Source organism: Meiothermus rufus DSM 22234 (genome assembly GCF_000423425.1).
Lineage (GTDB): Bacteria > Deinococcota > Deinococci > Deinococcales > Thermaceae > Meiothermus > Meiothermus rufus.
This window is the reverse complement of sequence record NZ_AUHY01000027.1, coordinates 1-23,549: the sequence shown is the minus strand read 5'-3', so window position 1 is coordinate 23,549 and position 23,549 is coordinate 1. Positions and strand designations below refer to the sequence as shown.

The 23,549-nt window shown below is 62.8% G+C and carries 23 protein-coding genes and 1 pseudogene; 10 read left to right on the top strand and 14 right to left on the bottom strand.

Annotated elements, in window-relative coordinates; genetic code table 11:
- Position 1: 1 nt before the first annotated feature.
- Both G552_RS0106540 and G552_RS0106525 read right to left on the bottom strand, forming a co-directional pair.
- Positions 2–1,522: an Rqc2 family fibronectin-binding protein gene (locus G552_RS0106540; protein WP_027882304.1), complete on the bottom strand. Its 1,521-nt coding sequence runs from the start codon at positions 1,520–1,522 to the stop codon at positions 2–4.
- Between the two features lie 1,232 nt (positions 1,523–2,754).
- Complete coding sequence (locus G552_RS0106525) at positions 2,755–3,528, bottom strand: tRNA (adenine-N1)-methyltransferase (RefSeq protein WP_027882303.1); 774 nt, start codon at positions 3,526–3,528, stop codon at positions 2,755–2,757.
- Positions 3,529–3,769: 241 nt separating this feature from the next.
- On the opposite strand from G552_RS0106525, the gene G552_RS0106520 reads away from it, so the two are divergent.
- Genes G552_RS0106520 through G552_RS0106495 form a run of 6 tightly spaced genes read left to right on the top strand, consistent with a single transcriptional unit; the run spans position 3,770 to position 8,589 of the window.
- Positions 3,770–4,276, top strand: coding sequence for a GspH/FimT family protein (locus tag G552_RS0106520; RefSeq protein ID WP_027882302.1), 507 nt, complete (start codon positions 3,770–3,772; stop codon positions 4,274–4,276).
- Between the two features lie 8 nt (positions 4,277–4,284).
- Positions 4,285–4,731: a type IV pilus modification PilV family protein gene (locus G552_RS0106515; RefSeq protein ID WP_027882301.1), complete on the top strand. Its 447-nt coding sequence runs from the start codon at positions 4,285–4,287 to the stop codon at positions 4,729–4,731.
- 9 nt (positions 4,732–4,740) lie between these two features.
- Positions 4,741–5,418: a PilW family protein gene (locus tag G552_RS0106510; RefSeq protein WP_027882300.1), complete on the top strand. Its 678-nt coding sequence runs from the start codon at positions 4,741–4,743 to the stop codon at positions 5,416–5,418.
- A complete protein-coding gene (locus G552_RS0106505; protein ID WP_027882299.1) occupies positions 5,418–7,091 on the top strand; it encodes a PilX N-terminal domain-containing pilus assembly protein in 1,674 nt (557 codons plus the stop codon). The genes G552_RS0106510 and G552_RS0106505 overlap by 1 nt, the downstream gene beginning before the upstream one ends.
- Positions 7,092–7,121: 30 nt before the next feature.
- Positions 7,122–7,850, top strand: a complete 729-nt coding sequence (locus tag G552_RS0106500) for a tetratricopeptide repeat protein (protein ID WP_245575133.1) — start codon at positions 7,122–7,124, stop codon at positions 7,848–7,850.
- 4 nt (positions 7,851–7,854) lie between these two features.
- Positions 7,855–8,589: a pseudouridine synthase gene (locus G552_RS0106495; protein ID WP_027882297.1), complete on the top strand. Its 735-nt coding sequence runs from the start codon at positions 7,855–7,857 to the stop codon at positions 8,587–8,589.
- A gap of 2 nt (positions 8,590–8,591) precedes the next feature.
- Here the strand turns inward: G552_RS0106495 and G552_RS0106490 are convergent, their stop codons facing one another.
- From G552_RS0106490 to G552_RS0106480, 3 genes are all read right to left on the bottom strand, one after another.
- Positions 8,592–10,124: a phytoene desaturase family protein gene (locus G552_RS0106490; protein ID WP_027882296.1), complete on the bottom strand. Its 1,533-nt coding sequence runs from the start codon at positions 10,122–10,124 to the stop codon at positions 8,592–8,594.
- Positions 10,125–10,203: 79 nt separating this feature from the next.
- Positions 10,204–11,031 carry a phytoene/squalene synthase family protein gene (locus G552_RS0106485; RefSeq protein WP_027882295.1) on the bottom strand — a complete coding sequence of 276 codons (828 nt, stop codon included), beginning with the start codon at positions 11,029–11,031 and terminating at the stop codon, positions 10,204–10,206.
- Positions 11,032–11,069: 38 nt separating this feature from the next.
- On the bottom strand, positions 11,070–11,738 hold the full coding sequence (locus G552_RS0106480; protein ID WP_036270401.1) for a class I SAM-dependent methyltransferase: 669 nt from the start codon (positions 11,736–11,738) through the stop codon (positions 11,070–11,072).
- Between the two features lie 81 nt (positions 11,739–11,819).
- Between G552_RS0106480 and G552_RS0106475 the strand changes: the two genes are divergently transcribed.
- From G552_RS0106475 to G552_RS0106460, 4 genes are read left to right on the top strand one after another with little or no spacing between them, the layout of a single operon-like run.
- On the top strand, positions 11,820–12,701 hold the full coding sequence (locus G552_RS0106475; protein WP_027882293.1) for a MerR family transcriptional regulator: 882 nt from the start codon (positions 11,820–11,822) through the stop codon (positions 12,699–12,701).
- Positions 12,702–12,753: 52 nt separating this feature from the next.
- The gene (gene ldrP / locus G552_RS0106470; protein ID WP_027882292.1) at positions 12,754–13,344 is read left to right on the top strand and encodes a transcriptional regulator LdrP; all 591 of its coding nucleotides are present in this window, start codon (positions 12,754–12,756) and stop codon (positions 13,342–13,344) included.
- A gap of 3 nt (positions 13,345–13,347) precedes the next feature.
- On the top strand, positions 13,348–14,247 hold the full coding sequence (locus G552_RS0106465; RefSeq protein ID WP_027882291.1) for a complex I NDUFA9 subunit family protein: 900 nt from the start codon (positions 13,348–13,350) through the stop codon (positions 14,245–14,247).
- Between the two features lie 45 nt (positions 14,248–14,292).
- Positions 14,293–14,568: a hypothetical protein gene (locus tag G552_RS0106460; RefSeq protein ID WP_027882290.1), complete on the top strand. Its 276-nt coding sequence runs from the start codon at positions 14,293–14,295 to the stop codon at positions 14,566–14,568.
- Between the two features lie 3 nt (positions 14,569–14,571).
- On the opposite strand, the gene G552_RS0106455 is transcribed toward G552_RS0106460, so the two are convergent.
- The 9 genes and pseudogenes from G552_RS0106455 to G552_RS14920 all read right to left on the bottom strand — a co-directional run.
- On the bottom strand, positions 14,572–15,774 hold the full coding sequence (locus G552_RS0106455; RefSeq protein WP_051195714.1) for an ABC transporter substrate-binding protein: 1,203 nt from the start codon (positions 15,772–15,774) through the stop codon (positions 14,572–14,574).
- 70 nt (positions 15,775–15,844) lie between these two features.
- Entirely contained in the window at positions 15,845–17,044 is a 1,200-nt protein-coding gene (locus G552_RS0106450; RefSeq protein WP_027882288.1) for an ABC transporter substrate-binding protein, read from the bottom strand.
- A 92-nt stretch (positions 17,045–17,136) separates the two neighbouring features.
- Entirely contained in the window at positions 17,137–17,931 is a 795-nt protein-coding gene (locus tag G552_RS0106445) for a carbohydrate ABC transporter permease (protein ID WP_036270400.1), read from the bottom strand.
- Positions 17,931–18,764 (bottom strand): carbohydrate ABC transporter permease, encoded by an 834-nt coding sequence (locus tag G552_RS0106440; RefSeq protein WP_027882286.1) that lies wholly within the window; start codon positions 18,762–18,764, stop codon positions 17,931–17,933. Before G552_RS0106440 ends, G552_RS0106445 begins: the two co-directional genes overlap by 1 nt.
- A 90-nt stretch (positions 18,765–18,854) precedes the next feature.
- Positions 18,855–19,646 (bottom strand): SDR family NAD(P)-dependent oxidoreductase, encoded by a 792-nt coding sequence (locus tag G552_RS0106435; protein ID WP_027882285.1) that lies wholly within the window; start codon positions 19,644–19,646, stop codon positions 18,855–18,857.
- A gap of 9 nt (positions 19,647–19,655) precedes the next feature.
- The gene (locus G552_RS0106430) at positions 19,656–20,468 is read right to left on the bottom strand and encodes an ABC transporter permease (RefSeq protein WP_027882284.1); all 813 of its coding nucleotides are present in this window, start codon (positions 20,466–20,468) and stop codon (positions 19,656–19,658) included.
- Positions 20,461–21,408 (bottom strand): ABC transporter permease, encoded by a 948-nt coding sequence (locus G552_RS0106425; RefSeq protein WP_027882283.1) that lies wholly within the window; start codon positions 21,406–21,408, stop codon positions 20,461–20,463. The genes G552_RS0106430 and G552_RS0106425 overlap by 8 nt, the downstream gene beginning before the upstream one ends.
- Positions 21,409–21,527: 119 nt before the next feature.
- Complete coding sequence (locus G552_RS0106420; protein ID WP_027882282.1) at positions 21,528–23,033, bottom strand: ABC transporter substrate-binding protein; 1,506 nt, start codon at positions 23,031–23,033, stop codon at positions 21,528–21,530.
- Between the two features lie 208 nt (positions 23,034–23,241).
- Positions 23,242–23,549: pseudogene (locus tag G552_RS14920) on the bottom strand (integrase core domain-containing protein); the annotation flags it as partial.

Here is a 23,549-nt window from a genome sequence, read left to right as displayed (position 1 = left end):
TTCACGCCTCCGGGGAAGTAGCGTCTACAAAAAGGGTTTTGGCTTGGGTGTAGAGCACCTGGCCGGCAGCGGCCTTGCGCGGACGCCAGACGTGTTTTTTGAGAGTGTAGTCCACCGCCACGTTTTTCTCGCCCCGGGCTTTGGAGTAGTAGGCCGCCAGCCGGGCTGCGTAGAGCAGGTCGGGCAGGGCCGCGCTCTGCCCCTGGGTGCGCAGGATGACGTGCGAGCCGGGAATCCCCTGGGCATGGAACCACAGGTCTTCGCTGTGGGCCGCGCGGGTAAGGAGGTCGTTTTCCTTGCTGTTGCGCCCTACCCAGACCTCATACCCCCCAGGGCTGCGCAAACGCAGGCCCAGGGCCGAGGCCTTCTCGCGAATCCTGCGCTGGCGGGCCAGTAGCTCGGCGCGGGAAAGCCCCTCCAGAGCCTCCTGTTCGGCCTTAAGGGCGGCCAGCTCGGCCTCGGTGGAGGGGATGCGCTCCAGGGCTTTTTCCGCGTTGGCCTCGAGGCGCCTGGCCCGCTGGTAGTACTTCTGCGCGTTCTGGACAGGAGAAAGCCCGGCCTCCAGGGGGATTTCCACCACCTGGCCGGAAAAGTCCTCCAGCCGCACCGAAGGCCCTGTCCCCACACGGTGGGCATAGGCCAAGAGCAGATCGCCCCAGGTGCGCAGCCGCTGGGCCTCCTCGAGACGCTCCAGGGCTTTGTGATAATCCTCCAGGCGGGCTTGCAGGGTTCGCACCTGGCGCTCTACAGCTTCGCGCAGGGGTTTGCGCAGGGCCTCGGCCTCCTCCGTTTCCCAGGCGGCGCGCAGCTTTGCCGAGAGGTGGGTTCGCTCGGCGGGTTGCACCACCAGGCTGTGGATAACCCTGTGGATAGAGGGCAGGTGCTCGCGGCTGAGGGGGGTCTCAGGGACCAGACTGGCCCGGCGCGAAAGCTCGGCGCCTAGCTCCTTGCCCACCCCGTCCAGGCTCTTGACCAGCTGGGCCAGAGGCCGGCCCACAAAGGGTTCGAGCTCCTCCAGCCGCAGGCTGCGCGGGTCGAGCTTCTGGTAGGGGGGCGGGGGCACGTAGGGCAGGCCGGGCCGCAGCTCGCGGTAGCGGTTGACCTGGGAGCTCACCACCCGGTCGAGCCCCAGGATGCGCCCCTCGAGGTCGCACAGGATCAAGTTGGCGTTGCGGCCCGTAAGCTCGAAGACCAGGCGGCAGGGCGGGGTGTCCACAAAGCCCTTCTCCCCTTCAAGCTGTAAAAACACCACCCGATCCAGCTTGAGCTGCTCTAGCCGCACCAGCCGCCCCTTGCAGCGGGCCTCGAGCATCCGCTGGAAGGGGGTCTTGGCCAAACCTTCCAAGCGACCGGGCTCGAGGGTCAGAATGGGGTGGGGCGGGCGGTAGCGCAGCACCAGGTTGCCCAGCCCCTCCAGAAGCAAAGCTGCGGTGCCCTCGTCGGGGAAGGCCCAGCCCAACCCACGCCGGGGCAACCTGGGAACCAACTCGCGCACCACCGCGTGGATCAGCAACCCTTCCACTTGACCCTCACGCCAGGCACGCGGACAACCGACACAACACCGGCCAAAACCACAACCTCACCGCTTGGAGCGAATCCGTACCGTGCTGGGCGAGATGACCGTGAAAGCCCCCCCATTTCGGCCCTATGCGTCTGCACGGTTTGTACCACCGCACTGGCTTTCTCACCCGTATCTAAGGCAAGCCTCAAAAGGATACCCCTATGAATCCGCCCCAAACGGGGCACCGCTCTCATAACATCTCTATCCTACACACACGCACCGAAGCTCTTGCCAAGAAAACCAGCGCATGGGCCGATACCTTCGGGTTCACTGAAGATCGGCCAGCCCCCTCAACTCAACCTAAGCTGCACCCTCAGCATGGCCCGCTTTGCACACCATGGGCGGGTTCAGGAAGCGGCTTGACGCCCGACTGGAAATGTGGTCGCTTTAGACTAGCAGGTGACCACTATGCCGAGCCCAAAAGCCCCCCGTTCCAAAAAAACAGCCCGAGCGGCCATCGGTTGGCATCCGCGAACTCAAGGCCAAAGCCTCGGCGATCGTAGCCGAGGTGCGGTCGCGCCGGGTTATCTATGCAGTGACCCGGCGGGGCACTGTGGAGGCCCTAACCTAATTGCGCCGGTGGATGTTGGGGAGCGCCTGGCAGGCCAGGCACAGGGTTGGGGTACCTGGGAAACCTGGGAGGCCCTAAGGGCGCAGCTGGCGCAGGAAAAACCCTCGAAATCGGGCCTCGAGGCCCTTAACCAGATGAGGCGCTAGGGTGCGTCTTTTGACTATAGACGCCAGTGTTTTTGTCAGCGCCGCACGGCCCAGCGAGGCGGGCCACCCCCAGAGCATAGCGCTGTTGGACTGGGTGCAGCAGAAAGGCCAGCCGGTGTTCATCCCCACCCTGCTTCTGGTCGAGGTTGCAACAGCGCTGAGCCGCACGGGCAGCCCAGCACCGCCTGCGCGGGGCCGATGCGGTCTACGTGGCCACAGCCGCCCAGTTTGCTGCCGAACTCATCACCCTCGACCAGGAACAGCTGGAACGCAGCAAAGCAGTGGTGCAGGCTTTTACGCCTGCCGCTTTCCTGAGCACGCTTTAGCGCCGCCCTGTTGTGACAAGGTCGCGGTTGGGCCCCACAACGTAACGGTCAGTATGGCCCGACCCGCCTCGAGGGTCAGAATGGAGCGGGTGGTAGCGCAAAACGTCGCTCCTTCGGAGCTCTAGTTTTTGCTGCCGGTTATGGGAAACGTTAGTCCCCCTCAACCCGTCTTAGCTGCACCAAAAAGGCGGTATGCCCCACCTGCTGAAACTTGGGGTGGGCAATGGGGGGGCGGATGTCCCACTCGCGGTGGAGCACCTCGAGGGTGCGTTCGTGCAAGTAGGGCAGCTTCTGGGCCTGAAGGTGCTCGAGCAAAGCAACCACCTGGGTCAGGTTGGGTAGGTAGCAGACCAGAAAACGGTCGGGCTTGAGGGCTGGGGTGACTGCCGGCAGCACCCGCCAGGGCTCCATCAGGTCTAGGGCAATGCCGTCGAAAAAGGCTGGGGGCAGCTCGGCCTGGGCCAGGTCGCCCTCCACCCAGGTCACATTGCCCCAGTCTTCAAAGGCGGCCAGGTTGGCCTGGGCCCTTTTGAGGTGCTTTGGGCGGGCCTCGTAGCTCCAGACCTGGCCCCCCGGCCCCACCGCCCGGGCCAGGTAGAACGTCAGCCCCCCCGAGCCCGAGCCAGCCTCCAGTACCCGCATTCCCGGGGCCAGGTCGAGCAGAAAGCAGAGGGTGGCGGCGTCCTTGGGGTAGGTGGGGGTGGCCTCGCGGGGCATGTGCAGCACGTAGTCTTCCAGGGTGGGGCGGTGGATGGTGAAGGGTTCTCCTTGGGGGGTGGCGATGCGCCGCCCAGCCCCAGCCTCCACGATGGCCTGGTGAGAAATGGAGCCCCGGTGGTAGTGGAAGATGCCCCCGGGCTCGAGGCGGAACAGGTAGGTGCGCCCCCGCCGGTCTTGCAGCAGGGCCCAGTCGCCGTAGGTCATGGGGTCTAGGGTAGCGGGTGGGGGAAGTGGAGGCAAGGATGTACCCCCCTAATGGGGGGGGTGCCTGTTAATCTCCCAAAGGGAAAAGCCCCCCAATATCTTTTCTAAATGGGGATATGCGCCATTAATCTGCTCGTTACATAGCACCCCCCAAACAAGCCCTGGCTAGGTTGAAAATCACTGGTACTTGGTTTTCTATCTTCATAAGCTGCTGTTAGCTAGGAGCACTGGGGTGGAATGAATGAAACACGCTAATGGTCTGAGCGTAATCGAACTACTCGTGGTCGTAGTCATCCTGGGCATCCTGCTGGCCCTAGGCGGGGGATGGTTCAGCTCCGACCGGATGCGGGTCAACCAGGCCGCCCAGATTCTCGCAGCCGATGTGAACCGGGCCCGTCTTGAGGCCCTACGGCGCAATGTTCCAGTGGGCCTTCGCCTCAACTTCGCCAGCGGGGCTAACTACTACGAAATTGTGGTCGATAGCGACCAAAACGGGCTGGACAGCAACGACCCCGTCGTCAGCCGCACCCAGTTGGGCCAGGGGGAGTTTGGCCGAATTGTGGGTCGGCTGCGGCAGTGCACCGCTGCCGATGCCGCTGCCTCTTCCGCTGCAGAAATTGTCTTCGATGCCCGGGGGGTCTACCAACTAGCCACCAGCCGCACGGTGGAACTAAGCATTGGCTCGTATAGCCGGTTTGTAAACATCAACCCCCAGGGCCGGGCCCAGATACACCCTAGTTGTCCATAGGAGCCAGTATGCAAAATCGAGGAATCACACTGGTAGAGCTACTCATCGCCTTGGCGGTGATGGCGGTAGCCTTTGGGGCTTTGGTCTTCTCCCAGGTGGTCAACTACCAGGCCACCGCCCGAGCCGGGGTGGTGAGCCAGGTGAAGGATACTGCCACACAGATCTTGGAAAACAAGGTGGGCGAGGTGCTGGCCAACTTCACCCTCTACTACAACGGCTGTCGCACTGGCAATGAAAGCGGAAACGGCTTCGTTTGCTCGGGGACCGGTTTTACCATCAAAAGTGGAATTACAGAGGGATTGCAGGGGGAAGGCCAGGTTCTCATCCTGGCCTCGGCTACCAGCCAGGGCATCACCATCAACCTGGCCACTAAGGTCTCCTGCTACGACGGCTTTGCTTCCCGCACCGCTGCTATCCGCTCGGACAACCTCGAGCCCTGCCCACCGGTCAACTAGGAGAGGTTTATGCGCCCTAAAGGTCTAACAATCCTCGAGTTGATGGTGGCACTGGCCATATTCGGCATCGTACTGGGACTAGCCACCCGCTTTTTTGCCAGCCAGTCCCAGGATACCCGCATCATCCAGGCGCGCAACGAGGTCCAGGACCGGGCTCGCCTGGTCTTGCAATTGGTCAGCCAAGACCTCATCCTGGCCGGCTCGAGCCGCTTTATCCGCAACAATCGGATTCTATTCGACGAGACCAACTGGGTCTCCTGCGCCCCGGGTACCCCCTGCCTGACCGGCACCGACGACAGTAGCCGCGATACCTTTACCACCCGCTACCACAGCAGCCTATACCCTAGCAGCCAGGAATGCCGCGCGGTAGGGTATCGCTTCGACGGCACCACCTTGCTGCGGGCAGATGTGCCTTGTAGCCAAGCGCCCACCAACAACATCCCCACCAGCAGCTACCGCGAGCTGGCCCCCAATATCACCCAGCTTAACATCCGCTACGTATGCGGCGATGCGGCAGCCACCGAGGTGGGCCTGCCCAGCGGCTGCATCGTGGTCGCTAACCCCACTGAACGCTTTGTGCGGGCCGCTCTGGTCACAGTTACGGCGGTCTCGCCTCAGGGGGACTATACCTACACCATTGCCCAGCGGGTACCCATCCGCAACCTAAAAACCGACGAGGTGCTGTAATGCAAAAAGCCCAAGGAATCGCCCTGGTGGTCACCCTGGCCGTTCTGGTAGCGGTAGCCTTGCTGACCTTTGCCACTTCGGTGACCACTATGATTAGCCAGTGGAGCGCCCGCAATGAACGCGGCGCCACCGAAGCCTACTACGTAGCCGAGACCGGCCTGCAGGAGTGGAAAACCCGCCTGTTCCAAGCCTACCGTTGGCAGCTTTCCCAAAGAATCAGCAACACCGCTAGCCAGAACGCCCCCTCCCGCAGCGAGTGCGACAACGTGCTGGCCGGGGGAGTAGACTGGAACCGCAACGGCAGCATCGATGCCGATGAAACCCTTCCCGCCACCCGCAGCGGCAGCGTGCCGATGGGCAGTGGTACCGGAACCTACACTGTGACCATAGCCCAAGACCCTACCCGCTCCCGCTTCATGCTGGTGCGCTCGGTGGGGCGTTTTAATGGTTCCCAAGCCATTGTGCAGGCCACCTTCGACCTCTCCAACACCGGCCCCTGGAACTACGCCATCTTTAGCGGAGCAGGGGCGGCCAACCGCCACCTCAACGGCGGGGCTACCATACGTGGGGGACTCTATGTGCAGGGCCAGAGCAACAACCCCAGCAAGGTAGTGATCGACTCAAACGGCAATTTCGAGATGCTGAATGAGTACAATTACACCAACGACACCTTGCTGGCTAACCGACTCAACGCCGATATGCGCAGTCTTTCCAACCTCTGCGCCACCCTGCGGGTGCAGTATGGACGGGTGGAAGTGGGCGGCAGCGCTCAGTACGGTACACCACAAAACCGCTTGCTGGGGGCCTATGTGGGGGCTTCGATCAACGATATTTTTGGCAACACCTCTAATGTCTGCCAAGCTAACCGGGGCATCTGCACCGACGACCGGGGGGCCTTTGACCTCCCTCCTGCCCTGGCCCCCCGCTTCCCCGAGTTCCACACCACCCCCTGCACCCAAGACCCCAGCCGTACCTGGGCTACCTGCGTACGCGAGGAAGCGGCGAATAGGGGGCTGCGGATTACCAGTAGCGCTATCCTCTTCCCGCTGGGGGCGCTGCCCACCAGTCCGCTATCGTGTGTTTTGGGGAATGTGCTCAGTGGGGGCGTCCTGCGCTTTGGCAGCACCAGCGTGGACTGCCGCTACACCCTCAACGGCAAAACCGGCGGCTTCCGCTATAGCGCGGGCAATCCGGGTACTCTGGAAATTTACGGCACACTGCACGTCAGTGGCCTCAATGTCATCTTTGACAGGGCCGTCAACTACCAAGCCTTTGACTTCACCGATCCCTCCAAACGCAATGCCTCGATCTTTGTGGAGGGCGGCAGTATTACCCTGAACGGCGACCTGCTGCCCGATGCCAGCTCGGCCACCTTCCCCAACCAGGTATTAGGCCTGCTGGCGCAGAACAACATCGAGCAGCTTACCGACAACGCCATGGGGGTTTTCTACGCTGGAAACCGCTTCCGCACCCGGCGCGATCAGCGCACCCTGGGCTCGGTGGTAGCCAACGAGTTCTGCACGACCGGCGCAGGCAACAACGACCCGTGCAACGCGGGCCAGCGGGCTGAAGTGACCTATATTCCGACCATGGGCAACATCCCGGTAGCGGCGCGAATTCCCAGGGATACCATCGTGGCCTCTTTCAAGATTATGTCCTACGAACGGCGCTAGTTCCCCCCTCGCTAGGGTAGACTAGGCCCAGTGGAAGACCTGGATGCCCTAATCCGCCGAGGCCGCTACGACGAGGCGCGTACGCGCTTGTGGGCTGGTGAAACGGGAAACGCCGATGCGCTGGCGGTCTTGCTCGAGCTGCGCGACTGGCTGCGCCTGAAGGAGTACGAAAAGGCCCGGCGCGTACTTCAGCAGGATGGCGATCTAATCGCCGAATACCTAGACATCGCCCACGCCCAAGCCGCCCTCGAGGCCCTGGAGAAAGAGGACGAAGCAGCTCTTTCTGGCTTCCTCGAGAACCCTCACCTGGGCGCGGAGGCCTGGACTGCCCTGGGGGTGCTGCGGATTCGCCAGGGCGACCGAGCCGGGGCCCAACAGGCCTTCGAGGCAGCTTTGCAGCTAGACCCCGGCCACTACCGGGCCAAGACCAACCTGGCCAACCTGGCCCTCGAGGCCGGCCAGACCGACGAGGCCATCCGCATCTACCAGGAGGTGCTCAAGCAAAACCCCGATTACGCCCTGGCCCACCACAACCTGGGCGCGGCCTACCGAAAAAAAGGGCAGATCGATAAAGCGGTACATCACATCAAGCAGGCACAACGCCTACAGATGCGCCCCCCTACCCGCCCCCCCCGCCCAATAGGGCCGGCTTCGGCTACACCCCCGCCCCTGCCCGAGCGGCGCGGATGGCTTAGGCGCTGGTGGCTGTGGCTTTTGCTGCTGGGACTGGGCTACTGGCTCCTCAACCGCCAGCCGTAACGCTATGGCCAAGGAACGCTTAGACAAACTGCTGGGGCATCTGGGGGTGGGCAGCCGCAAGGAAATTCACCGGCTGGCCAAGGCAGGCCGGATTCGGGTAGACGGCCAGGTGGTTACCGACCCGGCTTTCAAGCTCGACCCCCGCCAGGCCCACCTCGAGGTAGACGGTACCCCACTGGCCTACCAGCGCCACTTCTACCTGTTGCTGCACAAGCCTGCTGGCTACCTCACCTCAACCCAGGACCCCAGCGGCCTACCCGTCACCGCCCTGCTGCCCCCCCAGTGGCAACGACCCGACTGGATGCCAGTAGGGCGCCTGGACAAAGATGCTGAAGGCTTACTCCTCCTCACCACCGACGGCGAGCTGCTGCACCGCCTGACCCATCCCCGCTGGAAGGTGGCCAAGCGCTATTACGTGGAGCTGGCCGCCCCAGCCACCCCAGCCGACGCTATAGCCTTCGCCTCGGGTAGCCTAGAACTCGATGGACAGCCGCTCCGGCCCGCCGAGCTATACATCGGCCCGGATGCGCGAAAGGTAGAACTCATCCTCCGCGAAGGCCGCTTCCACCAGATCAAGCGCATGTTCGCTGCCCGGGGCAACCAGGTGCGCTATCTGCGGCGCGTGTCCTTCGGGCCCCTCGAGCTACCCCCCGATCTGCCACCCGGGGCCTGCCGCCCTCTCTTCCCCCAGGAGGTAGCGGCGCTGTACCAGAGCGTGGGCCTCGAGGCCGAGCCCTAGTCTTAGAGCTGCTTCCGGCTCAAATCCCTGAGAAGTACCCGGGCCGCATTGCGCCCGCTGGCTCCCATAATGCCCCCGCCTGGGTGGGTGCTGGCCCCGGTCAGGTAGAGCCCTTTCACCCCGGGAAACCTGTAGGCATGGGCGCCTAGCCAGGGGCGGAAGAGGAACATCTGATCAGGACTCATCTCCAGGTGCATCACATTGCCCATAGGCATGGCGAACTCCTGCTCCAGCCAAAGCGGTGTCTGCACCAGCTCGGCCACAATTTTGCCACGAATATAAGGGTCGAAGCGCTCGAAGCTACGAAGCACCCCCTCTTTGGCCTCCGCGGCCCGGGCTTCCCAGGTGCCCGAGGCCAGCCGGTAGGGGTAGTACTGGGCCCAAAGCCACAGGGTCTCGCCTCCGGGGGGGGCCAGGGTCTCGTCTACCGCAGTAAAGCTCATGGCAATCAGGGGAGGGTCGCGGGTAGGCTCACCGGCCAGGTAGTCGCCATAGGCCCGGTTTAGCTGTAGCTCACCGGTGATGAGAAGCCCCAGGCCGATACGCGATTCGTCGCCGGGATGCGTCTGGTAACGCAACTTCTCCGAAAGACCCAGCCGAAGAATCAGGCCAAAACCATTGCCGACCCGCAAGCCTTTGGCTGCTTCGGGTGTCTTATCGGCTGGCAACATCCCCAGGGTTTTCTGGATGTGCGCCCCCGAGACCACCACCCGCGCACTCACGCTCTGCCCATCCATAAGGCGAACTCCAACAGCCTTGTTGTCTGCAACAATAATCTCCGAGACAGGGCTGTCCAGATGCACCTTCCCCCCGGCGGCCTCAATGGCCCGTACCAAGGCCAACGAAAGCCCTCCCGAGCCCCCCCGGGGCCGGGCCACTCCGCCCACGTGGTAGAGCGGGTGCCAGAGCAAAAAGGGAGAGGAAAGCGGATCGGAAGGGGGCGGGCCGGACTGCGCGGCCATCCACACCAGTGGCGCACGCACCCGTTCCTCGCTGAAATACTCTTTGGCCACATCGCCATAAGGCCGCAGAATCTGGGGCAGCCGCTTCTGCCAGTCACGCCCGAAGCCCGCTCCCCAGATGAGCTTCTTTCCCAGGTTCAGGGGGCTAGGAGAGCTGAGAAAAGCCTCTTTGACCGCCTGCGCGAAGGGCAACCAGTCGGCTATGAAGCGGCGGTAGGCTGCCCCCTGCCCTGGGTAGCGCGCCTCCAGCTCTGCCGCTGTGCGCTCGGGGTCGCGCCAGACAAACCAGCTTTGCTGGCCATCGGAAGCGTGAAAAAGCGGGTCGAGTTCAATGTACTCTAGACCATGTTCGTATAGCTTTAGCTCCTCGGGAATGGGGGTCAGGCGGATCAGGATGTGGGCACTGCCCCCCAGGTCGAAGCGGAAGCCCTCATAATCGATGGTGGAAACCGCACCCCCCGGTACCTTTCGCCGCTCAAACACCCCCACCCGGTAGCCCGCCTGGGCCAGGTAGGCCGCCGTCACCAGGGCGTTGTGCCCTGCCCCCACCACCACCACGTCAAAATCCGGCATACGGGAGCATCATACGGGTTATCACTTATCCCTGTTGGCTACTTATCTGGCTTTGTAGCGCTTTTGGCTGTGGGCCTCTTCAGGCCCCTCGCAGCCAAAAGGCCCTGGGCAGGAGTATAACCCGCTCGAGGCCCGAGAGTGATACCCGGCACGAGAGGTTATCCCAGCCGTTCAGCTCGAGTTTGTCCAAAATCCCCTGGTATTGCAAAGCGGCTAACGCCACCGCCCCCCGCCCAGTCCTGAGGTACCTGAGGCCGGAAAGCCCCTCGCGGTAGAGCCGGCGGGCCTCTGCGGCTAGCTCGCGCATTAGGGCCACATAGCCGGAAGTGACGCGGCCTGCCTGTAGATCCTCTAGGCGCACCCCATAAAAGCGCATCCGTTCAGCAGGCAGATACACTCGGCCTAGAGCCAGGTCCTCACCTACATCGCGCAGACAGTTGGTCAGCTGCATGGCCTGGCCCAGCTTGACAGCCGCCCCAAGACCCTGCGAACCCGCCCCGCCAATGGGGGCAATCATCAGCCCTACCGTGCCCGCCACCCGGTAGCAGTAGGTGTACAGCTCCTCCATGCGCTCTAAGCGCACCGGGCCCAAATCGGTAAGGAAGCCCTGGTACATGTCGGCAAAAGCCTGGCGAGGAATTGCCCAACGCTCCAGAGCCCAGGCTAGGGCTAGTTCCCAGTTCTTTTTAGGCGCGCCGCCATAGGCCCGCTCGATGCCGGCCCACCACGCCTCGAGGTCGGCCTGGGGATGGGCCGACTCGTCCACCGCGTCGTCGCCCGTGCGGCAAGCCGCATACACGGCCCAGGCCCCTTTGCGGGCCTCCCCCCGGAAGAGCAAGCTACCGTAATAAAAGGTGGCGGAGTGGCGGCGGATAATAGCCGATACAGCTTGCCAATTGGGTTCCATAACGGACTCCTTGCGCTCCTGATGGGCTTAGAATGCCTTTATACCCCAGATGTGACTTTTGTCCCTGTTACAAATCCTACCGCTCCTTCCCGCCAGCCGCGCACGGCGAACCCACTTTTCGACAGGGATTCCAGCAATGTCTCGAGGGTGGGAAAGCGAAGACCGCTCCAAGCCAGAAGCTGCTGCACCGGACTGGCCGAGCGGTGGCTGAACATGATCCAAAGGCGCCCCCCTGGCCTTAGCACCCGGTGCATCTCCCTGATCACCTCTTGGGGTTGGGGAAACTCGTTCCAGCTTCCCCCCACCACTACCCCATCCACCGAGGCCGAAGCTAGGGGTATAGCCTCAGCTCGGGCCAGCAAGGGCACCAACCTGGGATGGCCCTGGGCCTTGCGCCAGGCCACCCGCAGCATGGCCGGGGAGAGATCGAGGGCCCAAACCCGTGTGGCCCCAGCCCTTAGCAAGGCCCGGGCATAAAGCCCGGTGGAAGTACCCAGGTCCAGAAAGTCCCTCTCTGCTACCGGCTCCATGGCCTGTAACATCCGGGCTAACTCCTCCGATAGGGGAAAGGGCCGGCCCGAGAGCAGGCTGAGGGCCCTGAAGCGCCATAGCTCGTAGCCCCAGGCGGTTAGGGGCCACAGGTTGACCCAATGCGCCAGGGTGAGGGGCTTCTTCACGCGTTGGTCGGGGAAAAAGGGGGCTTTCATTTAGACCGATTCCTAAACTTATACAAAGTCTTCTAAAAGACTTGACAAAAGTTATACAATCATACTACACTTCTTTTCAAGATGCGCAGCGATATGGGGGTCTATACCATCGCCGAGGTCGAGGAACGCACTGGCCTGTCCTCGGCCCTGCTGCGCCAGTGGGAACGGCGCTACGGCTTCCCCCGGCCCGAACGTTCGCCGGGCGGACACCGGTTGTACAGCCAAACCGACCTCGAGGCCCTGCGCCAGATTAAGCAGTGGATCGCCGAAGGCATCACCCCTGCCCAGGCGGTCAAACGCTACCTTGAGGGTCTGACCCAGGAAGGACCACGCCCCCCCGAGGCCCTCTCCCGGGCGCTGGAAGAGACCCTGCTACGGGCCGATACCGAGGCCGCCGACCGGGTACTCTCTGAGGCCTACCGGCTGCACCCTTTGGAAACGGTGGTACTGGAGGTCATGGCCCCCTGCCTGCGCCGTATCGGAGATGGTTGGCACCTGGGCCGGGTCAGCACGGCCCAGGAACACCTGGCCAGCACCTACCTACGGGGGGCTTTACAGGGGTTGCTGAGCCTGATGGGCGGAGTACTGGGGCCGGTAGTGGTGGTCTCCACCCTGCCCGGTGAGCAGCACGAGATCGGCAGCCTGATCACCGCCTTGTTCCTGCGACGGGCTGGCTACACCGTGCATTACCTGGGGCCCAACACCCCCTTGGCCGACCTGCAGTCGTTCGCTGAACGCACCGGAGCCAAGGCTATCGTGCTTTCGGCCTCGCAACCCGTTTCCCTGGAGTCTTTGCCCCACCAGGCCCTGCGGCATCTGGCCCCCTTGGTGGTGGTGGGGGGGCGGGCTGCGGCCCACAACCCACAACTCGTCGAACGCTTGGGGGCCCGCTACCTGGGTAACGACCCGCGCGAGTTGGCCGAATCCCTCTCGGTAGCCCTAAAGGAGGCGGGTCTATGGTAGGCATCCACACACACAGCGACAGGGCATCAGAGGTTTTGTCTAAGGAGGCAGCATGAAAAAGGTGCGTAGGAAAGAAGTGGTTTACAGGGCAGGCGACCGCGCCGAAGCCATCTATCGCCTCGAGCGGGGCCTGGTGCGGATCGTGGAAATCCTGCCCGATGGCCGGCAGCTCACCCTGCGCCACGTTTTGCCCGGCGACTACTTCGGCGAGGAGGCCCTTACCGAACGGCAGTACAAGTACACCGCCGAGGCCCTGACCGAGGCCGCCGCCTTTGCACTGGACCCTAAAGCCCTCACCCACGACGAGATGCGGGCCCTAGCCGGTAGCCTGGCCAGCCAGATGGTGCAGGTGCAGGCCTACGAGACCCACCTGCAGTGGGGCGAGCTGCGCAGCCGCATCTGCCGCTACCTGCTCTATTTGGCCGCCACCGCGGCCAAAGGCCAGGATGAACGGGGGGTCTACGTGACCGCCAGCCACGAGGAGATCGCCGACGCCACCGCTTCTACGCGCGAATCGGTCAGCAAGCTGCTCTCCGACCTCAGGCACGAGGGGCTTCTGGACACCGGCTACCGCAAAATCTACCTGGTAGACCGCAAAGCCCTGGAACTCGAGGCCGAGAGCCGGCTGCTGCAAGCGGTATAACCCATGAAAATCCTCCTCATTGGCGGTAGCGGCTACGTGGGCACCCACCTGGCCCAGCATCTTTTGGCCCAGGGTCACCAGGTGAGCGTGGCCTCGAGGCGGGGCCAGGGGGCTTTAGCCGAGGTGCGCTACCTGCGGGCCGATGTGGCTACCGGAGAGGGCCTGCTAGAAGCCGCCCAGGGGCAGGAGGCTTTGGTCTACCTGGTCGGCATCATCCGCGAAAAAAGGGGGCAGACCTTCCAGCAGGCCCACGTGGAAGGGGTGCGCCACAGCCTGGCCGCCGCGCAAGAGGCGGGTATCCGCCGCTTCCTGCACATGTCGGCCCTGGGGGCGGCCCTCGGTACTGGCAGCCGCTATTACCAGACCAAGGCCGAGGGCGAGGCTTTGGTCGAGGCCTCTGGGCTGGACTGGACCATCCTGCGCCCCAGTCTGATCTTCGGGCCCGGAGACGAGTTCTTCGGAGGCATCCTCAAGGGTTTGGTCACTGCCCCTATACCCTTTATCCCCCTCATCGGGGATGGGCATTTCGTTTTCCGTCCCATCTGGGTGGGCGACGTGGCCCAGGCCTTTGAACAGGCCCTGCGCAACCCAGCCACCCTCCACCAGCGCTACGACCTGGTAGGGCCCAAAGAGTACACTTTTCGCGAGCTTATTCTACTGGTGCGCGATGTCTTAGGCTCTCGCAAACCGCTATGGTCCATCCCCCTAGCCCTGATGGACTGGGTGGTGCCCTTGATCTCTCCCCTACCCTTCAGCCCCCTCACCCGCGACCAGTACCTCCAGCTCAAGATGGGCAACACCGCCGACCCTACCCCCATCCGCCAGGTGTTTGCCCCAAGCGAGCGAACCCTGGAGAGTGAGCTGCCCCTCATCCTGAAGACCAAACGGTTGGTCGGTGCTTAATCTGGAATACGGTTGAAAAACCAGAAGGGGGCTAGGCTTTAGAGCGTGAAGCGGCGCGCTCAGGCCTACCTGTTGAAAATGAAAGCCTCCACCGACCCCCTCAAACGCTTCGAGGAAAACCCCCCGCACAACCGCGAAGAACTCCTGCGGCTGTGGTCCGAGCTGGCCCCCCGGGTACGCGCTTCGGACCCTGCGCGCTACTTTACCGTGCAGGAAGCCCTCGAGCAGGCCATACCCTTTCCCGTATTGGCCTTGTACGTCTTCCGGGAGGCCCGCCGGGCCATCGAAGAGCGGGGCCTCGAGGAGCGCCTGGCCAAATAAAGGCTACCGCGCCGCCTCGGCCTTGCGCTGGGCCTCTTCCAGGGCCTGGCGGGCTGGCACGCTGCCCTTGAGGGCTTTTTCCAGGGCCTCCTCGAGGTAGGTGCGCCACACGCTAAACTGCGGCACCCTAGGGCGTGGCTGGGCCACCGCCACCTGCTCGAAGGCTACCCGGCGGTAGGGGTTCTCGCGGTAGAAGGCTTCCAGCAGGGGTGTGGCTGACTTACGCAGCGGTACGTAGTAGCTGGCTTCCACCCAGGTTTTGATGTTCTGCGGCTCCATCAGAAAGCGCCAAAACTCGAAGGCCCCCCGCTGCTGCTCAGGGCTGGCCCCCCGCAGCACCACCAGTTGTGCCCCGCCCAGAGGCACCTTACCGTTCGGCTCGCGCGGGATGGGCGCCACCCCCAGCTTGAAGGCAAAAGAGGCGTTTTCGGCTGCTGGCCAGTTGGCGATCGAGGCCATAACCATCATGCCCTTAGTGCGGATGAAGTCGGTCTGGGCGAAGAAGCTCTCGGACAGGTTGCGCACGCTGGTAAGCCCCTCGCGCCCCAGGCGCTGAAGGTACTCCAACGTCTCCACCACCTCGCGGGAGGTAAAGTTGGGCCGACCATCTGCTGTCACCAGGTTCCCCCCCCGGCTGGTCACCTGGGCCTCAAAGGTCCACGACTCGGTGAGGGCAATAAAGCCTTCAGAGCTGCGGCTGGTCAGCCCTCGAGCGGCCTGCTCGAACTCTCGCCAGTTGGTCGGCACTTTGAGCCCCCTGGCCCGCAACTGGTTCTCGTTGAAAAAGAGCACCGGGGTCGAGGTATTGAAGGGCAGGCCATAGCGACGGTTGTTAATCAGGCCGTACTCCCAGGCCGCCTCGAACAGATCGTCGGTAAAGGCCTTGGGCAAGGCATTCGCCAGTTCGTCCAGAGGCAGCACCACCCCTTCGGCCACCAGGCGGGGAAAAAACAGAATTTCCGCCTGAAACAGCACCGGGGCTCCACCCGCGCGCAAAGCCGCCAGCAATCGGGTTTCTCCCTCACGGTAGTCGCCGATTAGACGAGGTGTAACCCGGTAGTTGCGTTGGGCCGCATTAAAGCTAGCCGCAAACTGGGCAATAGCCCGCTCGGCGGGGCCGTCCATGCTGTGCCAGAAAAGAATCTCAGTCTGGGCTGAGGCCAACCCAACCAGCGCAACCAGGGATGTCAACAAACGCTTCACCATGCTCCTCCTGTGGGTAGCTCCATTCTACGCACAAACAGGGAAGCATCCAGCCGTCAGCGCCAGGTCAGCCCTACCGCCGCTCCACTGCCAGAGCCCGGCGCTGGGCCTCTTCCAACACCTGGCGGGGGGTGGCATTGCCTTTTAGGGCGCGCTCGAGGGCGTCCTCCAAGAAGCTATACCAGACGGTAAACTCGGGGTCTTGCAACCAAACATCGGCATGCTCTACCTGAGCGAAGGCCACCCGGCGGCGGGGGTCCTCACGGTAGAAGTCCTCCAGCAAAGGCTGGGCCGAGCGGCGCATGGGCATGTAATAGGTGGCCTGCACCCAACGAGCAATGTTGGCTGGTTCCATCAAGTAGCGCCAGAAGGTCACGGCACCCCGCGTCTGCTGCTCACTGGCCCCTCGTAGCACCACCAGCGTACCTCCGGCTAGCGGCACTTTGCCCCCCTCAGAACGCGGCACTGCCGCTACACCCAGGCGGAAGGGAATGGGGGCCCGGTTCTCGATAAGGGGCCACATGGTGATGGGCGCAATGCCCATAAAAGCCTTGGTGCGCAAAAAGTCGGCCACCGAGAACTGGGCCTCGGCAATATTGCGGCTCTGGGCCACACCCCGCCGCACCAGGCTTTGCAGGTACTCCAGGCTCTCCACCACCTTGGGGTTGGTGAAGTCAGGCCGACCCTGAGCATCTACCAGCGAGCCCCCCCGGCTCATCACCAGCACGTTGAAGCTGTAGATATCGCTGGAGACGATATACCCCTTGGCGGCCCGGGTGGTCAGGCGCTGGGCTGCGGTGGCCACATCCTCCCAGGTACGGGGAGCCCCCAGACCCCGGGCAGCAAACTGATCGGCATTGTAGAAAAACACCGGCAGGGAGAGGCCCAGCGGCAGGCCATAGGTACGCCCCTGAAGCTTACCGGTGTCCAGGAAACGCGGGTAAAAATCGGTGGGTAGGCCGCTCAGGTAAGCGTCCAGAGGCAAGGCCACGTTGTCCTGGGCCAGGCGCCCCAAGAAAGAGATTTCCGCATGGAAAAGGACTGGCGCCCCACCCGAGCGCAAAGCGGCCAGAAGCTTGAGTCCACCCTCGCGGTAATCGCCCACAAAGCTAGGCACAATGCGGTACTCCCGCTGCGAGGCGTTGAACTCGCGGATATGGGCCTCCAAGATTTCCTGGCCAGGTGGCCCGGCCGTATGCCAAAAGGGGATATCCAACGGACGCTGGGCTAGGGCCAACCCCCATCCCAGAGCAACGAGCATCAACAAGCGCATGGGCATAACCCCCACGGCTCGAGGCACCTCGAGCCCCGCCCTAGTTTACCATAGCCCGGATGAGAAAGGGCCACAGATGCCCCTTTGCTGGTCTACCCCTTGAGCCCTTCCTCGAAGGTCTCCACAATCCGCCGCTCATAGAGTAGGTAGAGGATGACCAAAGGCAGGGTCGCAGCCAAGGCTGCCGCCGAAAGCGGCCCCCAGTCGGCGGGGTTCTGGCGCTGCAAATCGGTAATCCAGGTCTGCACCGTCTTGAGTTCCTTGCTGCCCGCCACGATGCGCGGATAAAGCACCAGGTTCCAGTGGGCGGCAAAGGCCAGTACCCCGGCAGCAATCAGCTGGGGGCGCAGCAGTGGCAGCAAAATACGCGTCAGCAAAACCCGATGCCCGGCCCCATCGAGGCGGGCTGCTTCCAGCAGTTCTTCCGGTACAGTTCGCATCCCCTGGAAAAGCAGGAAGACGATGAAGGGGCTGGCGGCGAAGGGCAGCACCAGAGCCCAGAGGGTATCCAAGAGCCGCAGGTTGACCAGAAGGCCGTACAGCGGCACCAGCAAAAGCTCTACCGGAATGGCCAGCAGCACCAGGAAAAAGGGCAGAATCCGGGCCCCTTCCTTGATAGCGTAGGCCGCCAGGAAGCCGGTCGTGAGCTGTAGCAAGGTTACGCTGCCCGTGAGTAGCACCGAGAACAAAAGCCGGCCCCAGAAACCTTCCCAGAAACCGCCCCGGCCCAGCACCTCGAAGTTGGCCAGACTGAAGCCCAGCGCGCTGAAAATCTCGCCGCTAAAGATCACCTCAGGCGGGATAAAGGCCGCATAGGCCATCCAGATAAAGGGCAGGGCTACCAGTAGGGTTACCGTCCAAACCAAAAGATGCCCCAACCAGCGCATCAGCGTTCCTCCCGCAAAAGCCGGGCCTGGGCCAGGGCAAAGGCCAAAGTCAGGATGAGAATGACCACCGTGAGGGCAGCCGCGTAGCCCAGGCGGCCCACCTCAAAGCCGGTTTTGTAGAGGTAGTAGCCCAGCACCTCGGTGCCCCCGAAAGGCCCTCCCCGGGTAAGCAGAAAAACCGCAGTATAGCCCTGCAGGGTAAGCACGGTACCGATTACCACCAGAAAGGTGATAGCCGGACGCAGCAAGGGCAGGGTGATGTAGCGGAAAGCCTGGGCCGGGGTGGCCCCATCCACCGCGGCGGCCTCGAGTAGGGTTCGGGGAATGGCCTTGAGCCGGGCCGAGACCACCAGCACCCCATAGCCGATATGCCGCCAGATAGTAAAGAGCATGATCAGCACCAGCGCCCAGAAGGGGCTCTGATCCCAGCGGGGAACCGGAAACACCGAAGCCAGCGCGCCATACTCGGGGGAAAACAGGGTGTACCAGGCCACCGCAGCCCCACCCAACGTCACCAGCCCCGGCAAGAAGAGCAGGGCTTTAACGGGGCGCTCGTAGGGCTGGCCGTCTAGTGCCAGCGCCAGCAAAATAGAGAGAATAACGAAGGGCACCAGGGTCATCACCCCAAAGATTAGGGTGATGCGCAGGCTGTTATAAAAATCGGGGTCGCGCAGAATCTTCTGGTAGTTCTCGAGGCCGATCATCCGCGGCTCGGAAAGCCCCGACCAGTCCCAGGTGGAAAAACGCAACACATCCAAGAAGGGATAGAGCAAAAACACGCCCAGCAGCGCTACTGCTGGGAGGGCAAACCAGTGTGCACTATTCCGACCCATCCCTCTTCTCCGCCGGCCCATAGGCCAAGCAGCACCAGGGTACTATATCAGACCCCCTGGAATGTGTTTGAAAGCCACGCAAAGCACGGGCTACAGAGGAGGAGTGTAGCGGCCATCAATGGCCGTCCAGCCGCCATCCACGAACAGCACGCTGCCGGTGATGTAGGAAGCCGCCGGTGAGGCCAGGAAGACTACCGCCGCCGCCACCTCTTCTGGCCGGCCCCAGCGCTGAAGAATGCTGCGCTCGGCGTAGGCTTTGTACCAGCCTGGCTGGTTTTTGATGGGGGCGGTTAGAGGGGTGTCGATCACCCCGGGGGCAATCGCATTGGCCCGTACCCCCTTAGGGCCCAGCTCGACCGCCAGGCCCCGCACAAGCTGTACGGTACCGGCTTTGGTCATGGCGTATACCGACTGCCCTGGCTCCACCACCAGGGAGCGAATGGAGGAAAAAGCAATTAGCGAGCCCGAACCCTGCTCGGCCATGGCCCGCCCTGCTTCGGTGAGCACATGGAAGGTGCCCTTGAGGTTGACGCTCACCACCCGGTCGAACTCCTCCTCGGTATAGCGCAGCGCAGGCTTGCGCACATTGATGCTAGGAGTGGAGACCGCCACATCTAGCCGACCGTAGCGCTGCAGAATCGCCTGAATAAGCTCTCTAACCCCGTTGGCATCGGTGATGTTAACCACACGGGCCTCGGCTTTGCCCCCCTTTGCCTCGATGCTGCAAACCATCTCGGCAGCCGCCTCGGCCTGCACATCGGCAACCACCACGGTAGCCCCCTGAGCCGCCAGGGCCTGGCAGGAAGCCTGCCCAATACCCGAACCCCCACCCACTACCAGCGCCACCTTACCTTCCAGTCGGAACAGGTCTTTGTAGTCCATAGATGCCTCCTATTGGCCTTTTTTCCTTGGGTCGAGGTAGTCCCGCAGCCCGTCGCCCAGCAGGTTGAAGCCCAGCACCGCCAAGCCAATGGCCAGGCCAGGGAAGACAACCGGGTAAGGGGTGAGTTCCTGGTAACTCTGGGCTTCCCGCAGCATCCGGCCCCAGCTGGGGTTGGGGGGCTGGGTACCCAAGCCTAGATACGAAAGCGCAGCCTCAGCCAGAATGGCCACCGCAAAGGCCAGGCTGGCCTGTACCACCAAAGGCCCCAGGATGTTGGGCAGAACATGCCGCAGCATAATGCGCCCATGGCCCATACCCAGCGCCCGGGCTGCCTCGATGTAGGGCAGGGCTTTCACCGACAACACCCCGGCGCGGGCTACCCGGGCAAAGGCGGGTACCGCAGCCAGGCCAATGGCCACCATCGAGGTGGTCACCCCCGGTTGGAAAATAGCCGCCAGCAGCAAGGCCAAAAGCAGCGCTGGCAGGGCATAAAGGGCCTCCAAAAACACCGAGAGCACCTGATCTAGCCATCCCCCTACATACCCGGCCAGCACCCCCAAGAATAGCCCCAAAGAAAGTCCAATACCCACCGCAATCAAGCCTACGTACAGGGCGTTCTGCGCTCCGGCCAACACTCGGGCCAGGGTATCGCGGCCCAGGATGTCGGTGCCCAGTGGGTGTCCCTGGGTTAGTGGAGGGGCCAGGCGGCTGGGGGTGGTGGCATTGGGGTCGGTAGGGCTCAACGCACTGGCCAATACCATCAGCAAGAGGCAGAGGATCAAAAAAGCACCTAGCCGAAGGGAAAGGGGCAGCTTAGGCATAACTCACCCTCGGATCGAGTAGAGCGTAGAGCAGATCCACCCACAGGTTCATCAGCACAATAAAAGCGGCGATTACCAGCACCACCCCCTGCACCAGCGGGTAGTCGCGCGCGCTGATGGCGGTTAGGGAGAGTGAGCCCAGGCCGGGGATGCCAAAAACCGTCTCCACCACCACCGTAGCGATGAGCAAGTTAGCGAACTCCAGCCCCAGTACCGTTACCACCGGCAAGGCCGCATTGCGCAAGGCATGCTTGTAGAGCACCTGACGCTCGAGCAGGCCCTTGGCCCGAGCGGTGCGAATGAAGTCCTGGGAGAGCACCTCGAGCACACTGCCCCGTACCAGCCGTACCAAAAACGCGGCACTGGCTAGGGCTACCGTCAGTACCGGCAGCACCAGCGCCGCTAGGGCACGCTCGAGGTTTGCCCAGCCCCCAATGGGGAAACTCGTGGGCAGGGGCAGCTTGAGCCAGACGATGAAGATGTAGATAAACATCAGCCCCACCCAAAAAGAAGGCAACACAATCCCCACCAACGAGGCCATCGAGACTCCTAGATCCACCAAGCTACCGGCCCGACGGGCGGCCAGCACCCCCAGAGGCACCGCCCACAAGGTGGCTAGGAATAAGGAGATCAACACGATGGGCAAGGTGATGCCCAGCCTGGCCACGATAAGCTCGGCGATGGGGGTCTCGTAGCGAATAGACTGGCCCAAATCCCCCCGTAGCACCCCACCCAGCCAGTTCAAGTAGCGCTCCAAAGGGGGCCTGTCTAGGCCCAAGCGGGCCTCGAGGGCCGCCACATCCTCGGGGGTGGCCTCGATGCCCAAAATGGCCTGGGCCGGGTTACCTGGAATCAGCAACATAGCCCCGAACACCAAAAGTGTGGCCAGCCACAAGGTGACCAGAGCGAAGCCGAGGCGACGAATCGTATAGGCAAACATGGCGGTATGGGCTTCCTGGCTAGATATTACCCTCAAAGCTCAGGCTTCAGGGCCTGCTCCATAACGAAATAGCCGATAGCCAAGAGGTGTTTGGCTATCGGCACAGCTTCTACAAGGTTCTAGCGCACCCAGACCTCAGCCACACTAATCCCAGGGCTGAGGAAGCCCTCAGGCCAGTTCTGCACCCGGGCCCGGTGGGCTCCCAAAGCTGGCAGGCTCATCACCCAGACGCCGGCCGCATCCTCGGCCAAAAGGCGCTGGGCTGCGGCCAGGGCCTCACAGGCTTTGGTCTGGTTGGGGGCCCGCAGGTACTGGGTGAAAAGCTGCTGGAAGCGGGGGCTGTTGTAGCGCCAGTAGTAGCGAGGGTTGGCATAGTTGCCGATGTCGTTGGCCTCCACGTGACCGATGATGGTCATGGCGTAATCGGCCTGGGTGAAGACCCGCTGAATCCAGGTATTGAAATCGGTGACCTGGATGCTCACTTGCAAAGGCCCCAGGCGGTTGAGCTGGGCCACCATGGCCTCGCCAATCCGACGCTCGTAGGGAAACTCCGCAGCCAGGTTGAAGGTAAAGCGCAGAGGGTTCTGGTTGGTGAAGCCAGCCTCGGCCAAAAGGCGGCGGGCCTCGTCGGGATTGTAGGCATTAAAGTTGGATAAGTCTACGTAGCAGGCCTCGCCCGGCGAGCGCATGGAGCCAATCTTGGTGCCGTAGCCCAGCATGGCCCCTTGAATTAGTTCGTCCTTATTAGTGGCCAGGGTGATGGCCCGACGCACCCGCACATCGTTGAAGGGCGGGCGACTGTTGTTGAAACCGGCCACGGCCTCTGCGGTGGCAGTACCGGAGAAAACCCTAAAGTTGTTATCCCGCGAGAGCACCACCGCGTTCTCCGGCAGCAGGCTGTAGGCGATAACGTCCAGATCGCCAGCCCGCAACCCTGCCAGCTGGGCATCGCCGTCCCCCAAGAAGCGGAAATTGACCCGGTCGAGATAGGGCAAGCCTTGTAGGTAGTAGTTGGGGTTACGCTCGAGGCGCACCGCCACCCCCCGCTCCCACCCAGCAAAGCGGAAGGGACCGGTGCCGATGGGTTGGGTACGCTGCTCGGCCAGTGAGCGGTTGCGCGGGCCGATGAGCGACTCGGGGCGGGAAAGAATGAACAAAAAGTCGTTATTCGGCTGGCGCAGGTTGAAGACCACCGTGTTGGGGTTGGGGCTGGTGATGTTGGCGATGTCGCGGTAGAGGTCGGGGCGCAGGTGGCCCGAGGCCCGGGTATCGGGGTTGCGGGCCCGGTTGAACTTGGCCAGCACGTCCTGAGCGGTGAAGTCGGAACCATCGTGAAACTTGACCCCCTGGCGCAGGGTAAAGGTATAGGTCAGGCCCGAGTCCGAAACCGTCCAGCGAGTGGCCAGCGAGGGCACGATCTCGCCCTTGGGGTTGCGCTTGACCAACCCCTGCAGAACGTTGTCGTACACCACCCGGGAGATATCGGCCCCGGCGACCTGGGTGGGGTCCCAGGCTGCCGGCTCGGTCTGGATGGCAATGGTGATCGCCCCCCCGCGCTGCTGGGCCAGACCCCACCCAGCCAGGGCCACCAACACTAGGCCAACGATGGGAAACCAACGCTTCATCACAGGTCCTCCTACTTAGGCTTACTTGTGGCTGGGAAATACGCGATTTATGGTCGCGTCGTGTGGGCAGGCTACGGTATCTCGAGCTTTGCCTAACTAGGTCGGGCTTTCTCCACCCTCCCCAGCCGGAAAAGGCATCCTGCGATACACCTTTTCCGGTCTCACGCGCACCTGCACAATAACACGAACCACCCCTCCCAGTGAAGTGGGTGTAATCGGTCAACACATGTGAGACTGGGGAACCGACTCCTCCTGCATCTTAGCTAAATACTCCAAGGGAGCAAGACCCCCCAGGGCCATGTGAGGCCTTCGGCGGTTGTAGTGGTCCAGGTAGGCATCCAGCTCTGCCTGTAGCTCGCTGAGCCGGGGGGGCAGAGGCCGGGTATAGAGCTCCTCCCTAAAGGTCCGTTGCACCCGCTCCACGTGACCATTGAGTTTAGGACTCCTCGGCGGCAGCACAAACAAGGCAATCCCCAGAGCACAGCAGGCCTCCTCAAACTCGGCCATGAACTCGCT